Source organism: Pseudomonas aeruginosa, assembly GCF_001457615.1.
Classification (GTDB): Bacteria; Pseudomonadota; Gammaproteobacteria; order Pseudomonadales; family Pseudomonadaceae; genus Pseudomonas; species Pseudomonas aeruginosa.
Window position 1 is genome coordinate 3,955,971 of sequence record NZ_LN831024.1, and the last position, 14,667, is coordinate 3,970,637.

The 14,667-nt window shown below is 68.0% G+C and carries 12 protein-coding genes; 9 read left to right on the top strand and 3 right to left on the bottom strand.

The genetic code is table 11. From position 1 onward, the window contains the following. Window positions 1–251: 251 nt before the first annotated feature. Window positions 252–1,841, top strand: a complete 1,590-nt coding sequence (locus AT700_RS18075) for a hypothetical protein (protein ID WP_003100461.1) — start codon at window positions 252–254, stop codon at window positions 1,839–1,841. On the opposite strand, the gene AT700_RS18080 is transcribed toward AT700_RS18075, so the two are convergent. After that, window positions 1,807–3,423 carry an ATP-binding cassette domain-containing protein gene (locus AT700_RS18080; protein WP_073650823.1) on the bottom strand — a complete coding sequence of 539 codons (1,617 nt, stop codon included), beginning with the start codon at window positions 3,421–3,423 and terminating at the stop codon, window positions 1,807–1,809. The genes AT700_RS18075 and AT700_RS18080 overlap by 35 nt on opposite strands. Before the next feature lie 196 nt (window positions 3,424–3,619). Here AT700_RS18080 and AT700_RS18085 point away from each other — a divergent pair, with 196 nt between their 5' ends. Continuing rightward, on the top strand, window positions 3,620–3,955 hold the full coding sequence (locus AT700_RS18085; RefSeq protein ID WP_003100463.1) for a hypothetical protein: 336 nt from the start codon (window positions 3,620–3,622) through the stop codon (window positions 3,953–3,955). On the opposite strand, the gene AT700_RS18090 is transcribed toward AT700_RS18085, so the two are convergent. After that, complete coding sequence (locus tag AT700_RS18090; RefSeq protein WP_003082973.1) at window positions 3,913–4,524, bottom strand: tRNA-uridine aminocarboxypropyltransferase; 612 nt, start codon at window positions 4,522–4,524, stop codon at window positions 3,913–3,915. The two genes, AT700_RS18085 and AT700_RS18090, sit on opposite strands and share 43 nt — an antisense overlap. 293 nt (window positions 4,525–4,817) lie before the next feature. On the opposite strand from AT700_RS18090, the gene bdlA reads away from it, so the two are divergent. Next, on the top strand, window positions 4,818–6,071 hold the full coding sequence (gene bdlA / locus AT700_RS18095) for a biofilm dispersion protein BdlA (protein ID WP_073669035.1): 1,254 nt from the start codon (window positions 4,818–4,820) through the stop codon (window positions 6,069–6,071). Between the two features lie 3 nt (window positions 6,072–6,074). Here bdlA and AT700_RS18100 read toward each other — a convergent pair whose 3' ends face one another. Next, the gene (locus AT700_RS18100) at window positions 6,075–6,968 is read right to left on the bottom strand and encodes a LysR family transcriptional regulator (RefSeq protein WP_003082969.1); all 894 of its coding nucleotides are present in this window, start codon (window positions 6,966–6,968) and stop codon (window positions 6,075–6,077) included. A gap of 206 nt (window positions 6,969–7,174) precedes the next feature. On the opposite strand from AT700_RS18100, the gene speB reads away from it, so the two are divergent. From speB to AT700_RS18130, 6 genes are all read left to right on the top strand, one after another. Continuing rightward, entirely contained in the window at window positions 7,175–8,134 is a 960-nt protein-coding gene (gene speB / locus AT700_RS18105) for an agmatinase (protein ID WP_048521171.1), read from the top strand. A gap of 14 nt (window positions 8,135–8,148) precedes the next feature. Next, entirely contained in the window at window positions 8,149–8,568 is a 420-nt protein-coding gene (locus tag AT700_RS18110; protein WP_003112430.1) for a YybH family protein, read from the top strand. Window positions 8,569–8,586: 18 nt separating this feature from the next. Beyond that, the gene (locus AT700_RS18115; protein WP_003112429.1) at window positions 8,587–10,098 is read left to right on the top strand and encodes a purine-cytosine permease family protein; all 1,512 of its coding nucleotides are present in this window, start codon (window positions 8,587–8,589) and stop codon (window positions 10,096–10,098) included. Between the two features lie 93 nt (window positions 10,099–10,191). Further along, window positions 10,192–11,583, top strand: a complete 1,392-nt coding sequence (locus AT700_RS18120; protein WP_003100479.1) for a sodium:solute symporter — start codon at window positions 10,192–10,194, stop codon at window positions 11,581–11,583. Window positions 11,584–11,658: 75 nt separating this feature from the next. Then, window positions 11,659–13,260, top strand: a complete 1,602-nt coding sequence (locus AT700_RS18125; protein WP_048521172.1) for a 5-guanidino-2-oxopentanoate decarboxylase — start codon at window positions 11,659–11,661, stop codon at window positions 13,258–13,260. A gap of 13 nt (window positions 13,261–13,273) precedes the next feature. Beyond that, window positions 13,274–14,656 (top strand): FAD-binding oxidoreductase, encoded by a 1,383-nt coding sequence (locus tag AT700_RS18130; protein ID WP_023117508.1) that lies wholly within the window; start codon window positions 13,274–13,276, stop codon window positions 14,654–14,656. The last annotated feature ends 11 nt before the right edge of the window (window positions 14,657–14,667 follow it).

Here is a 14,667-nt window from a genome sequence, read left to right on the forward strand (position 1 = left end):
CCTTTATCCGAAAGATTCCAGGTAGAACGAAAGGCAGCCGCGACCGCCAGGCCGGGCGCCACGCTGAGGTTCGTCGCCTGGATGCCCGTGGCGCGAATCAACGCATGGACGGTGCACAGCGGCGGCGACGAGGGAGGAAGGGAGCGCCATCCTAGAAGAAAACGACCGGTCGGAACAGCCGCTCTTCCCATGCTTTTCCCGAAACGACGAATGAACGACACTGCGCCCGACTCTTTTTCCCGGTATCGCCCATGCCCAACTCCCCGCTTCCTTCCGGCCGCAGGCTGCCCGCTTGCGCCTTCGCCGACATCGGCGAGCCCTACGCCGTGTTCCAGGCTCCCGGCGGCGCGCTCCTTGCGGTGGCCAGCGCCTTTCATGGGCAACACCCGGGCCGACAGCTCGACGTCTACGAACAGAGCCTGCGCCTGTACCGCGGCGGCGACCTCGAATGCATCGCCGTCCTGCCGGACCTGGGCTTTCCGCTCAACGCCATCGCCTGGCACCCGAGCCGGCCCGTACTGGTGATCGGCGGCGGACGCTACGACGGCGGCGCCTTCTTCGAAGGCGGTCTGCTGGCCTGGGACTACGCGAGCGGCAAGACCCAATCGCTGCTCGCCGACAACCGCGAAGTGCTCGCCTGCGACTTCGAGGACGACGGCCGGCGCCTGACCTTCACCGTCGCCCCCAGCGACGACCTGGAGGACCGACCGTTGTTCCGCCAGCGCCATTCGCTAGCCTTTCCGGTCGACGCCCCACTGGTGCTGGACGACCTGCCCGGCACCCGCCTGCCCTTCGACTGGGCCCTCTACCCTGCCTCGACACAACGCGAAGCAGCGCTGCCGATCCTGGAAAACCTCGCCCTGGGCAAAGATCGGCGGTTCCTGCATCGTCCACCGGTGTGGGACCTGTGCTTTCTCGACGGCCAACGCCTGGCCATCGCCCGCGCCAACCCCCGGCTCGAGCTCTGGAATCTGGCCGACGACAGCCTGCGCAGCTTCGAACTGGCCGAACGGGGCCAGTGCCTGCAGGTCTTCCATAACGCCACCGACGACAGCCTGCTGGTCAATCTGCAACTCGGGTATGCCGCCCAGCGACTGTTCAAGGTGCCGCTGACACCGGGACAACCGCTGCTCCTGAGCGACTGCCGCCATCTGCTGGCGCAATCCGCCCAAGGCGGTTTTCTCGCCCGCCAGATCGCCCTCGAGGGCAAAGACCTGGAAGACCTCGTGCTCGACCCGGCCGGCCGGATCATCCACAGGCGCCGTCTCGGACACTACGACCTGTTCAACCACCATCTGCGCATCGACCGTGGCGAAGCCTTCTTCTACCTGGCCGGCAATCCGCCGGAGCAGCACCAGGACAAGGGCCTGTTCCGCCTCGACCCGCAGACCTTCAAGACCCGCGAAGTGCTACGCCTGGAGCGCCACCCGGAGCACTTCAACAACCTGCACGGCTGCCTGCTGGGCAATCGCCTGCTGCTCAACGCCAAGGTCTACAACTCGCCGCATCACGCCTACGGTACCCAGCGCCTGACCTGCTACGACCTGGAGAGCCGCGGCACGCTCTGGGGCGCGACCCTGTCCGCCCAGGTCAGCGCCTTCGCGCCGTTGCCCGGCGGACAATGGATCGCACTGGCGCTGGTCGATGGTCAGGTCGAGGTACGCGACCTCGCCAGCGGCGAATGTCGCTGGCGCTACCGCACGGCAGACGCCATACCGCTGTGCCTGGCAGTCAGCGACAAACTCCTCGCCATCGGTTTCAGCCACGGCGGAGTCAGCCTCCTGCAGGTCGCGGCGGATGGCCAGCTCATCGGTCCTCCAGGCGCCAACCCGCGGCAGTAGCCCGCAGTTCGCCATCCAGCGCCAGGTGGCGGAGAAACACCGGGTCGTGGGACACCACCAGCAAGGCCCCACGGTACTGCCCGAGCATGCTTTCCAGGGCCTGCCGCGCAGCCAGGTCGAGGTGGTTGTCCGGTTCGTCGAGCAGTAGCAGCTGCGCCGGCCGGTCGGCGTAGAGCACCAGGGCCAGGGCCGCCTTCAGGCGTTCGCCGCCGCTCAGCGTCGCGCACGGCTGGGCGAGCCGTTCAGCCGGCAAGCCGAGTTGCGCCAGGCGCGTGCGCAGCCAGCTTTCGCCGCGACTGCGATTGACCTCCAGCAACTGCTCCAGCACGCCTCGCCCGTGGTCCAGCACGCTCAGCCGCTGGTCGAGATAGGCGGCGCCCACCGTCACCGCGCAGGTTCCCGCCAGCGGCGCCCGTTGCCCGGCCAGCAGCCGCAGCAGGGTCGACTTGCCGCTGCCGTTCGGGCCGACCAGCGCCAGCCGTCGCGGACCGCTCAGGAGCAGGTCGATTTCGCGCAACGGCCCGCGCAGATGCGGCAGGACCGCGCCCTTCAACTCGACGATCCGGCGCTGCGCCGCCAGTTCGGCATCGGGCGAATCGAGCAGCAGCGGCGACGCCTCCTCGACCTCCCGGGCAGCCTCGCGCACCTCGCGGTCGAGGCGCTCGCGCTCCGCCTGGTGGGCATTGCGCAGCTTGCCGGCGCTGACCTCGCTACGTTCCCTGAACCCACCGAGCAGGATCTTCGCCTGGTTCGCCGTCTTGCCTTCGCGCCGGCCGCTGGCCTGGCGCCGCTCCTGGCGCTGCTGCTGTTCGCGCATGGCCAGGGTCTGCCGCTTGCGCTCCAGACGACGCTGGTCCAGGCGGCGCTCGGCGGCCTCGCGCGCCTCCTCCCGGCTCTGCGCGTAGAAGGAATAGCCGCCGCCATAGCTGCGCAGGCCGAGGGTCGACAGCTCGACGATCCGCTGCATGCCCTCGAGCAGTTCGCGGTCATGGCTGACCAGCAGCAGGCCGCCGTCCCAGGCCGCCAGCCGCGCCCGCAACAAGGCGCGCGCCGGCCCGTCGAGAGGGTTGCTCGGTTCGTCGAGGATGAGGAAGTCGGCGTCGTCGAGGAATGCGCCGAGCAGCGCTACGCGCATGCATTCGCCGCCGCTCAGGCGTTCGCTCGGGGTATCCGCGCGGAGATGGCCGAGCCCCTCGGCGGCCAGGGCGTCGGCCAGGCGTTGGCGGATGTCCCAGCGCTCGCCCAGGCATTCGTAGTCGGCGGCGTCGAGGCTACCCGCCTCGATCCGCGCCAGCGCCTCCAGCCATGGGCGGACGCCGGCCAGATCGGCGACGGTCGGGTAGTCGGCCGGTTCGAGCTGCTGCGCCAGGTAGCGCACGCGCCCCTGGCGCCGGACGCTGCCGCTGGACGGCTGCAAGTGTCCGGCGAGCAGGCGCGCGAGCAGCGACTTGCCGACGCCGTTGCGTCCCACCAGCCCGGTGTGCCGGGTGTCGAAGGTTTCGTCGAGATCGGAAAACAGAAGGCTGCCGTCCGGCAGCTGGAAAGAGACGCCATCGAGCGTCAGGGTCGACGTATTCGTCATGGATACCCCCTTGATGCCATGCATTCCCCCGGGCCCTCGGGCCAGGGACGGAAAACCGGCCGTGCAGACACGGCAGCATCAATTGCGCATCGGACGAACACCTCGTACGGAAGGAAAGACCGCGGCAGTCTACTCCGCCCATGCGGCCCTGCCAATCGGGCATACTTTTCGTTTCCGACAGACACGACCGACCGACATGGCCAGACCGCGCATCTCCGAACTCTTCGAACAGGAACCCTCGCGCTGGGGCGGCCGTGGCGACCCCTACCTCTGGCAGGAAATGGCCGGGCAACTGGCGGACGCGTCCTGGCCGGCTTCCGCAGCGGCCCTGGAACACCTGCTCGGCGAGACCTTCGAGCGCCTCAGCGGCCATCCGCTGGAATACGATGCCTTGATCTACCTCGCGCGCCACGCCCACGGCGGCATGTCCAGCGGCATGGTCAGCCCGGAGTTCTGGCGCGAAACGGCAATCCCGGAACTGCTCGACCGCTATCGGCGGCGGCGCTCCTGGCTGAGATGGTTGCGCCGATAGGTGTCCTCGCCCATCGCCGCGATCTGCCCCTCGATCAGGGCATCGAAGGGTTTCAGCAAGGCTTCGTGGGTACGCGGCGCCTCCAGTTCGTCGAGCGCCGCAGCGATTGCTTCGATGGTCGACAGCGCGCCCTCTCCCGGCGCCTTGCGCAGGCGATAACGCGACGCCATGCCTTCGGCCAGGCTCACCCGCGGCAGGGCCGCCAGGGCCGGGTTCAGGTGCAGGAGCTTGCGCGCCTTGCGCCAGGTGCCGTCCGGCACCACCAGCAGGAGGGGCTCGCCGGCGGCCTCGGCGGCCATCTCTGCCAGCGCACGCGCCTGCTCGCCGGGAAACAGCAGGCAGGCCCGGTAGCCCGGTACCCGCCAGGTCTCCTCGGCGAAACGCTCGCCAACCCGCAGCTCCGCATTGCACAAGCCGAGGACGGCCAATCCTGCGGTATTCAACGCGTGCCCGACCTCGCTGGGGTGCTGCAGGACCAGCACCCGCGTACGCGACGGCAAGGAGGGAATCAGCGCGCAGAGGCAATGGCTGGCGGGGCGAGCGCAACGCTCGCAGCGGATACGTGGCATGGGACGACTCCTGGAAGGGGCCCAGTGTGCCACAGGCGGAGGGGCTTCCTCTCACTCGCAAAAACGTCATATTTCCGACGAATGGCGGTAATTTGTTTCACCCATTAAGAATAACGACGAATTTTGTCGTTCGATGAAAAAATACAATCGTCCCACCCTCTCAACTCCCGCCCATCGGCGCCGAAGACAGGATGAGCCCCTCTCTCTATCCAAGGATTTTTCTCATGTTCACTCGCAAGTACCGACAGATGAACGCCGACTTGCAACAGCAACTCGCCGCCGAGCGCCTGCACATGGCGGCCCTGGACCGCTCCATGGCGCGCGTGGAGTTCAATCCGGACGGCAATATCACCGATGCCAATGAGAATTTCCTGACCCTGCTGGGCTACCGCCGCGACGAGATCCTCGGCAAACCGCATCGCCAGCTTTGCGACGGCGCCTACGCGCAATCGGAAGACTACCGGCGCTTCTGGGAACGCCTGCGGCGCGGCGAACACTTTTCCGGCCGCTGCAAGCGCATTACCCGCGAGGGCCGGCCACTCTGGCTGGAAGCCACCTACAACCCCGTACGCGACGGGCAGGGTCGACTGCTGAAGGTGGTCAAGTACGCCAGCGACATCGATGCCATCGTCCACCAGGAACACGAGATGCAGAGCAAGCTGGATGCCCTGTCCCGCTCGATGGCGATGATCGAGTTCGACCTCGACGGCAATGTCCTCGCGGCCAACGACAACTTCCTCGCCACCATGGGCTATGGCCGAGCCGAGCTGGCCAGCGCCAACCACCGTCAGTTCTGCGAACCGGGCTACCGCGACGGCCCGCAGTACGCCGACCTCTGGCGCCGCCTGAACCGCGGCGAGTACGTCACCGGGCAGTTCCGCCGGGTCCACCGCAACGGCCAGCCGGTCTGGCTGGAAGCCAGCTACAACCCGGTCTACGACGCCGACGGCAAGCTCTACAAGGTGGTCAAGTTCGCCAGCGATGTCAGCGACCGCATGCGCCGCTACCAGGCCGAGGCGGACAACGCCCACCAGGCCCATACCCTGTCCACCGAGACCCGCACGGTCGCCGAACACGGCGCGCTGATCATCCAGAGCGCGGTGGAGGAAATGCTCAAGATCGCGAATACCCTGGATGCTTCCTCGCTGAACATCGGCGAACTGTCACAGCACTCGCAACAGATCACCTCGATCGTCAACACCATCCGCGAGATCGCCGAGCAGACCAACCTGCTCGCCCTCAATGCCGCCATCGAGGCCGCCCGCGCCGGCGACCAGGGTCGCGGCTTCGCCGTGGTGGCCGACGAGGTGCGGCAACTGGCGGAACGCACCAGCAAGTCGACCAAGGAGATCGCCGACATGATCGGTCGCATCCAGACCGGCACCCGCAGCGTCATCGACGACATGCAGCACAGCCAGGAACAGGCGCGGCGCGGCGTGGAGCTGGCCAACGAGGCCGGCGCGGCGATCCTCGGCATCCGCGAGAGCACGCACAAGGTGGTAGAAGCGGTGCAGCAGTTCTCGCGCACCCTCAACGCCGATCTCTAGGGCTCAGGCCAGGCTCATCTGCGTCCGCAACTGGTCGCGGAAGGCCTGGATCAGCGGCTCGCGCGAGCGGCCGCGACGGAGGATCAGGGAGAATGGCGCCTGGTAGCCGAAGGTCGCCGGCAGCAGGGCGCGCAGGCGCCCCTGCTCGACCCACGGGTGGGCGTAGTGCTCCGGCAGGTAACCGATGTAGCCGCCGGAAAGGATCAGGATCAGTTGCGCCTCCATGCTCTCCACCGTTCCCGCGCTGTGCTTGAATCCGTGCCGGGCCAGCTCGGCCTGGCTCCAGTAGCCGCGGCCGACCATGCGTTGCTGGGTGATCAGATCGGCGGGAATTCTCCGCCCGTCGAACAGCGGATGCCGGTCGCTGCAGTACAGCCAGTGCTGTTCGCGGTACAGCGGCTGGTAGACCAGTCCGTTCATGCGACTGGAAAAGGCGCCGATAGCCAGGTCCTGGCGGTTCTCCAGCACGCTCAGTTGCAGTTCGTAGGGGCTCTGCACCAGCAGGTGCAGGTGAACCGCCGGGTGTTCGCGGCTGAAGGCGCCGATCACCTCGGCCAGCGGCAGCGCCGGGTCGCTCACCGTGGAATCGAGCACGCCGAGGTTCAGGGTGCCGCGCAGCTCGCCCTTCAACGCCAGCGCGTAGCGTTCGAAGCCTTCCAGTTCGCCGAGGATGCGCAAGGTTTCCTGGTGGAACAGCTCGCCCTTGCTGGTCAGGCTGAAGCCACCGCGGCCACGGTGGCAGAGCACGATGCCGAGCTGGTTCTCCAGTTGGCTCATGTAGGTGCTGATCGCCGAGGTCGACAGGTTCAACTCCTGCTGGGCGGCGGCGAAGCCCTGGTGGCGCACCACCGCGGCGAAGATGCGCAACAGGCGCAGGTCGGGCAAGGCGTTGGACACGGCGACTCCGGTTTGCGGGCGAGGATTTCGGACAGCAGGCCGAGGCAAAGGCCGCCGTCCGGGCTCGGCGGCGAAGTCTAGCCGCTTCGCCGTTAGTTTAGAAATCTCTGAACTGATTATTTGTAGCCAGCGATTTGACTCGCTACCGGCTGTGAAGAGAATCCGTCCGACCCCTAAAACAACCACAACGACCGTGAGGCCACCCCGTGGACAAGAATCTCCACCAGCCCCTGGGCGGCAATGAAATGCCCCGCTTCGGCGGCATCGCCACCATGATGCGCCTGCCCCATGTCCAGTCCCCCGCCGAACTCGACGCCCTCGATGCCGCCTTCGTCGGCGTGCCCCTCGACATCGGCACCTCCCTGCGCTCCGGTACCCGCTTCGGCCCCCGCGAGATCCGCGCCGAATCGGTGATGATCCGTCCCTACAACATGGCCACCGGCGCCGCCCCCTTCGACTCGCTGAACGTGGCGGACATCGGCGACGTCGCGATCAACACCTTCAACCTGCTGGAAGCCGTGCGCATCATCGAGCAGGAATACGACCGCATCCTCGGTCACGGCATCCTCCCGCTGACCCTCGGCGGCGACCACACCATCACCCTGCCGATCCTCCGCGCGATCAAGAAGAAGCACGGCAAGGTCGGCCTGGTCCACGTCGACGCCCACGCCGACGTCAACGACCACATGTTCGGCGAGAAGATCGCCCACGGCACCACCTTCCGCCGCGCGGTGGAAGAAGACCTGCTGGATTGCGACCGTGTTGTGCAGATCGGCCTGCGCGCCCAGGGCTACACCGCCGAGGACTTCAACTGGAGCCGCAAGCAGGGCTTCCGCGTGGTGCAGGCCGAGGAGTGCTGGCACAAGTCGCTGGAGCCGCTGATGGCCGAGGTCCGCGAGAAGGTCGGCGGCGGCCCCGTCTACCTGAGCTTCGACATCGACGGCATCGACCCGGCCTGGGCGCCCGGCACCGGCACCCCGGAAATCGGCGGCCTGACCACCATCCAGGCGATGGAAATCATCCGCGGCTGCCAGGGCCTGGACCTGATCGGCTGCGACCTGGTCGAAGTCTCGCCGCCCTACGACACCACCGGCAACACTTCGTTGCTGGGCGCCAATCTGCTCTATGAAATGCTCTGCGTCCTCCCGGGCGTGGCGCGTCGCTGAGCCGTAGCGCGACCATGACCGACGACCGCGTCGAACAGGTGCTGGAGGCCGCCCGCCGACTGGTGGCGGCCTTCGCCCGCAACGATGCCGAGGCCTATTTCGCCGCCTTCAGCGAGGACGCCAGCTTCATCTTCCACAACTGGCCTCAGCCGCTGCGCTCGCGCGCGGCCTACCGCAAGTTGTGGGAGCGCTGGCGACGCGAGGACGGCTTCGAAGTGCTGGCGTGCGAATCCAGCAATACCTGCGTCAGCCTGCAAGGCGACCTGGCGATCTTCAGCCACGATGTCGCCACCCGGCTGCGCCTCCAGGGAACGGAAAGCCTGAACCGGGAACGGGAAACCATCCTGTTCCGCCTAGAACAACAAGAAGGCCGTTGGCTGGCCTGCCATGAGCACTTGTCGGCGATGCCGGAGTACCTGCCATCGACTAGCTAGCTCTCCCGGGAGAACGTCATGGATAACAACAATAACCAACACGCAATCACACGCATCGAAACCTTCGGGGTCGAACAGATTCCCGACCACGAACGCAACGCCACGCCGGTCGATCTGTTCCGCATGATCTTCGGCGGCGCCAATACCTTCGCCACCGCCGTGCTCGGCAGCTTTCCGGTGCTCTTCGGGCTGTCCTTCCAGGCCGGGCTGTGGGCGATCCTGCTGGGCGTCACGCTGGGCGCGCTGATCCTCGCCCCGATGGGCCTGTTCGGCCCGCTCAACGGCACCAACAACGCGGTCTCCTCCGGCGCGCACTTCGGCGTGCACGGGCGCATCGTCGGCTCCTTCCTCTCGCTGCTGACCGCCATCGCCTTCTTCTCGCTCTCGGTGTGGAGTTCCGGCGATGCCCTGGTCGGCGGCGCCCGGCGCCTGGTCGGCCTGGAAGAGAGCGAACTGAACCTGGGCCTGGCCTACGGCCTGTTCGCCGTGCTGGTGCTGACCGTATGCATCTACGGCTTCCGCTTCATGCTGCTGGTCAACAGGATCGCCGTGTGGGCCGCCAGCCTGCTGTTCCTGCTCGGCCTGTTCGCCTTCGCCGGCCCCTTCGACGCCGCCTACGCCGGCAGCGTGCAGCTCGGCCAGCCGGGCTTCTGGGCCGCCTTCATCGGCGCCACCCTGCTGGCCATGAGCAACCCGATCTCCTTCGGCGCCTTCCTGGGCGACTGGGCCCGCTACATCCCGCGCCAGACCTCGCAGGCACGGATCATGCTGGCGGTGATCGGCGCGCAGCTGGCGACCCTGGTTCCCTTCCTGTTCGGCCTCGCCACCGCGACCATCGTCGCCGTCCGCGCGCCGGACTACATCGCTGCCAACAACTACGTCGGCGGCCTGCTGGCCATCGCTCCCGGCTGGTTCTTCCTGCCGGTATGCCTGATCGCGGTGATCGGCGGCATGTCCACCGGCACCACTTCGCTGTACGGCACCGGGCTGGACATGTCCAGCGTGTTCCCGCGCCTGCTCTCGCGGGTGCAGGCCACGGTGCTGATCGGGGTCGCCTCGATCGGCTTCATCTTCGTCGGCCGCTTCGCCTTCAACCTGGTGCAGAGCGTCTCTACCTTCGCCGTGCTGATCGTCACCTGCACCACCCCGTGGATGGTGATCATGCTGATCGGCCTGCTGACCCGTCGCGGCTTCTACCGCCCGGACGACCTGCAGGTGTTCACCCGCGGCCAGCGCGGCGGCGCCTACTGGTTCGAGCACGGCTGGAACTGGCGCGGAATGGGTGCCTGGATTCCCAGCGCGGCAGCCGGCCTGGCCTTCGTCAACCTGCCGGGGCAATTCGTCGGTCCGCTCGGCGAACTGGCCGGCGGCATCGACCTCAGCCTGCCGGTCGCCCTCGGCCTGGCCGCCCTGCTCTACCTGGCACTGCTGCGCCTGTTCCCGGAACCGCCTTGCGTCTATGGCCCGCGAGGACCGCGCTGGGTGCGCGCGCACGGCACGCGGAGGGCACCGGCGATAGCCACCGCCTGAGGTGGGGTACACACACGGCGGGACGCCAGCGTCCCGCGCTTCCGGCGCCTCGCCGGATACAACAATGACAATGAGAAACTTGGGAGACCTGATATGGCCCTCGACATATTCGTCGTTCTGATCTACGCCGCGGGCATGATCGCGCTGGGCTGGTACGGCATGCGCCGCGCCAAGACCCGCGACGACTACCTGGTGGCCGGCCGCAACCTCGGCCCCGGCTTCTACCTGGGAACCATGGCCGCCACCGTCCTCGGCGGCGCCTCCACCATCGGCACCGTGCGCCTGGGCTACGTCCATGGCATCTCCGGCTTCTGGCTGTGCGGCGCGATCGGCCTCGGCATCGTCGGCCTCAGCCTGTTCCTGGCCAAGCCGCTGCTGAAGCTGAAGATCTACACCGTCACCCAGGTCCTGGAGCGTCGCTACAACCCCGCCGCGCGCCACGCCAGCGCCCTGATCATGCTGGTCTACGCACTGATGATCGGCGCCACCTCGACCATCGCCATCGGCACCGTCATGCAGGTCCTGTTCGGCCTGCCGTTCTGGGTCTCGATCCTGATCGGCGGCGGCGTCGTGGTGCTCTACTCCACCATCGGCGGCATGTGGTCGCTGACCCTGACCGACATCGTGCAGTTCCTGATCATGACCGTCGGCCTGGTGTTCCTGCTGATGCCGCTGTCGATCAACGACGCCGGCGGCTGGGACGCCCTGGTAGCCAAGCTGCCGGCCAGCTACTTCGACTTCACCGCGATCGGCTGGGACACCATCGTCACCTACTTCCTGATCTACTTCTTCGGCATCTTCATCGGCCAGGACATCTGGCAGCGGGTGTTCACCGCCCGCAGCGAGACCGTGGCCAAGGTCGCCGGCTCCGCCGCCGGTATCTACTGCGTGCTCTACGGCATGGCCGGGGCGCTGATCGGGATGGCCGCCAAGGTCCTGCTGCCGGACCTGGAGAACGTCAACAACGCCTTCGCCAGTGTGGTCGAGCACAGCCTGCCGAACGGCATCCGCGGCCTGGTCATCGCCGCCGCCCTGGCGGCGCTGATGTCCACCGCCAGCGCCGGCCTGCTGGCGGCGTCCACCACCGTCACCCAGGACCTGCTGCCGCGCCTGCGACGCGGCCGCGGCCAGTCCGACAACGGCGACGTGCACGAGAACCGCATCGCGACCCTGCTGCTGGGCCTGGTAGTGCTCGGCATCGCCCTGGTGGTCAGCGACGTGATCAGCGCCCTGACCGTGGCCTACAACCTGCTGGTAGGCGGCATGCTGATCCCGCTGATCGGCGCGATCTACTGGAAGCGCGCCACCACCGCCGGCGCCATCACCAGCATGACCCTGGGCTTCCTTACCGTGCTGGTGTTCATGATCAAGGATGGCCTCGACGCCAATACGCCGATCTACTACAGCCTGGCGGTCGGCCTGCTCAGCTTCGTCCTGGTCAGCCTGTTCTCGCGGCGCCCGACGGGTGTCGCCAGCGCCGCCTGAACCAGGCACAACCCCGACAGGCGAGGGACTTTCCCTCGCCTTTTCCATTCCCGAGAACATGAAAAAGGAACGGCCATGACCACCTGCGGCGAATTCCTCGTCAAGCAACTCGAAGCCTGGGGCGTCGAGACCGTCTTCGGCATCCCCGGCGTGCATACCGTAGAGCTCTATCGCGGCCTGCCCGGCAGCCGTATCCGCCATGTCACCCCGCGCCACGAGCAGGGCGCCGGCTTCATGGCGGACGGCTACGCACGGGTCACCGGCAGGCCCGGCGTGTGCTTCATCATCACCGGCCCGGGGATGACCAACATCCTCACCGCCATGGCCCAGGCCTACGCCGACTCGATTCCGATGCTGGTGATCTCCAGCGTCAACGAACGCGCGCGCCTGGCCCACGGCAACGGCTACCTGCACGAGCTGCCGAACCAGCGCAACCTGGTAGGCAACGTCTGCGCCTTCAGCCATACCCTGATGAGCGCCGAGGAGCTGCCGGCGGTGCTCGCCCGCGCCTTCGCCGTGTTCGACAGCGAGCGGCCGCGGCCGGTGCACATCGAGCTGCCGCTCGACGTCATCACCGCGCCCGCCGAACACCTGGCCCTGCGCCCACGCACCGTCACCAGCCGCCCGGCGCCGGCCCTCGCGCCCTTGCGCGAGGCCGCGGCGCGCCTGCGCAACGCGAAGAAGCCACTGCTGCTGCTCGGCGGCGGCTGCGTCGACGCCGCCGCCGAAGCGCGTGCCCTGGCCGCCGCGCTGGACGCGCCGACCGCCCTGACGATCAACGCCAAGGGCCTGCTACCGGCCGACCACCCGCTGCTGCTGGGCAGCAACCAGTCCTGCGTGCCGGTACGCGAGCTGGCCGCCGAGGCCGACGTGGTGCTGGCCATCGGCACCGAGCTGGGCGAAACCGACTACGACGTGGTGTTCGACGGCGGCTTCGCCCTCGATGGCGAGTTGATCCGCATCGACATCGACCCGCAGCAACTGATGCGCAACTACACGCCGAGCCTGGCCATCCACAGCGACGCCCGGCTGGCCATGCGCGTGCTGCTGGCCGAACTGCCGGGCGGCGAGGCCTCGCCGGACAGCCCCGGGGCCCGGCGCGCCGCCGCCGTGCGCCAGCGCCTGGCCGAAGACTTCGCCGGCTGGTCGCACTATCGCCAGCTGTTCGCCGCGATCCTGGCCGAGTGGCCGGACGCCCGCTTCGTCGGCGATTCGACCCAGACCGTCTACAGCGGCAACCACCTGGTCGATCTCGACGAGCCGCGCCGCTGGTTCAACGCCTCCACCGGCTACGGCACCCTCGGCTATGGCCTGCCCGCCGCCATCGGCGCCAAGCTCGGTGAGCCGGGACGCCCGGTGGTCAGCCTGATGGGCGATGGCGGCCTGCAGTTCACCCTGCCGGAACTGGCCAGCGCGGTGGAAGCCAAGGTCGGCATCGTCGTGCTGCTGTGGAACAACCACGGCTATGGCGAGATCAAGCGCTACATGGAGCGGCGCGAGATCACTCCGCTCGGGGTCGATATCTACACCCCGGACTTCCTCGCCATCGCCCGCGGCTTCGGCTGCGCCGCCGAACGCGCGCGCGATCTCGAGCACCTGCGCGAACTGCTGCGCGGCGCCCCGGCGGACCGTCCGCTGATCGTCGAGGTGCTGCAAGCCGCGCCCTTCCATCCCTGACCCGGAGCCCGCCATGGACGATTCCGAACTCTACCGATCCCTCTGCGAGATCCTCGGCGCCCGTGGCGTGCGCGACAGTGCCGCGCTCGCCGGGCAGGACCCCGGCTACCATCCGCAGAACCTCGCCGGAAGCTTCCTGGTCCTGCCGGAAAGCACCGACCAAGTCGCCGCCGTGGTGCGTCTGTGCCGCCAGGCAGGACGCGCCCTGGTACCCCAGGGCGGACTCACCGGCCTGGTCGGCGGCGGCGCCGCGCAAGCCGGCGACGTGCTGCTCTCGCTGCGCAGGCTGAACCGCATACATCGGCTGGATGCGGCCAGCCAGACCCTCGACCTCGACGCCGGCGTAACCCTCGAACAGGCCCAGGCGCTGGCCGCCGATGCCGGACTCGACCCCGGCATCGATCTCGCCGCGCGCGGCAGCGCCAGCATCGGCGGGCTGGTCGCGACCAACGCCGGCGGCATCCGCGCCTTCCGCTTCGGCACCATGCGCCAGCGCGTGCTCGGCCTGGAAGCGGTACTCGCCGACGGCAGCGTCTACAGCGACCTGCGCGGGCTGCTGAAGAACACCACCGGCTACGACCTCAAGCAGTTGTTCGTCGGCGCCGAAGGCACCCTCGGCATCGTCACCCGTGCGGTACTGCGCCTGGAGCCGTTGCAGCGTCCCGGCGCCACCGCCCTGCTCGGCCTGCCCGACGTCGACGCGGCGATCACCATCGCCGCGCGCCTGCGCCGCGAGCACGCCGAACGCCTGTTCGCCTGCGAGATCCTCTGGCACGACTACCTGCAATGCACCGCCGCACCCATGGGCGACAGCGCGCCGAGCCTGGCGCCCTGCCCTCTCTACCTGCTGGTGGAACTGGCCGAGGACCGCCACCTGGATGCCGGCGAGGCGCTCACCGCCCTGCTGGAAGACTGCTTCGAGGACGGGCTGGTGGAAGACGCCCTGCTCGCCGCCAACGAAACCCAGCGCCTGGCCATCTGGCGCCTGCGCGAAGACTCCGACGCGGCCATCCACGCCGGCGTCGACAGCCTGTCCTTCGACGTATCGCTCCCGGTGCCGGCCCTGGCCGGCTACGTCGAGCGCATCCGGCGGCGCCTGGACGACCTGGTGAAGGGCATGCAGGTCTTCCTCTTCGGCCATTTCCTCGACGGCAACCTGCACGTCATGCTCGCCGCCGACGTCCCGCTGCTGCCGCTGCACCAGGCGGTGGAGGAAATCCTCTACGGCGAGTTGGGCGAATGCGCTGGCGTGATCTCCGCCGAGCACGGCATCGGCCTGGAGAAGAAGGAAGCCCTGGGACGCTACGCCGATCCGCTGAAGCTCGCGCTGATGGCGCAGATCAAGGAACTGCTCGACCCCAGCGGGCTGTTCAACCCGGGCAAGGTCATACCCTGAACGCCTATCCT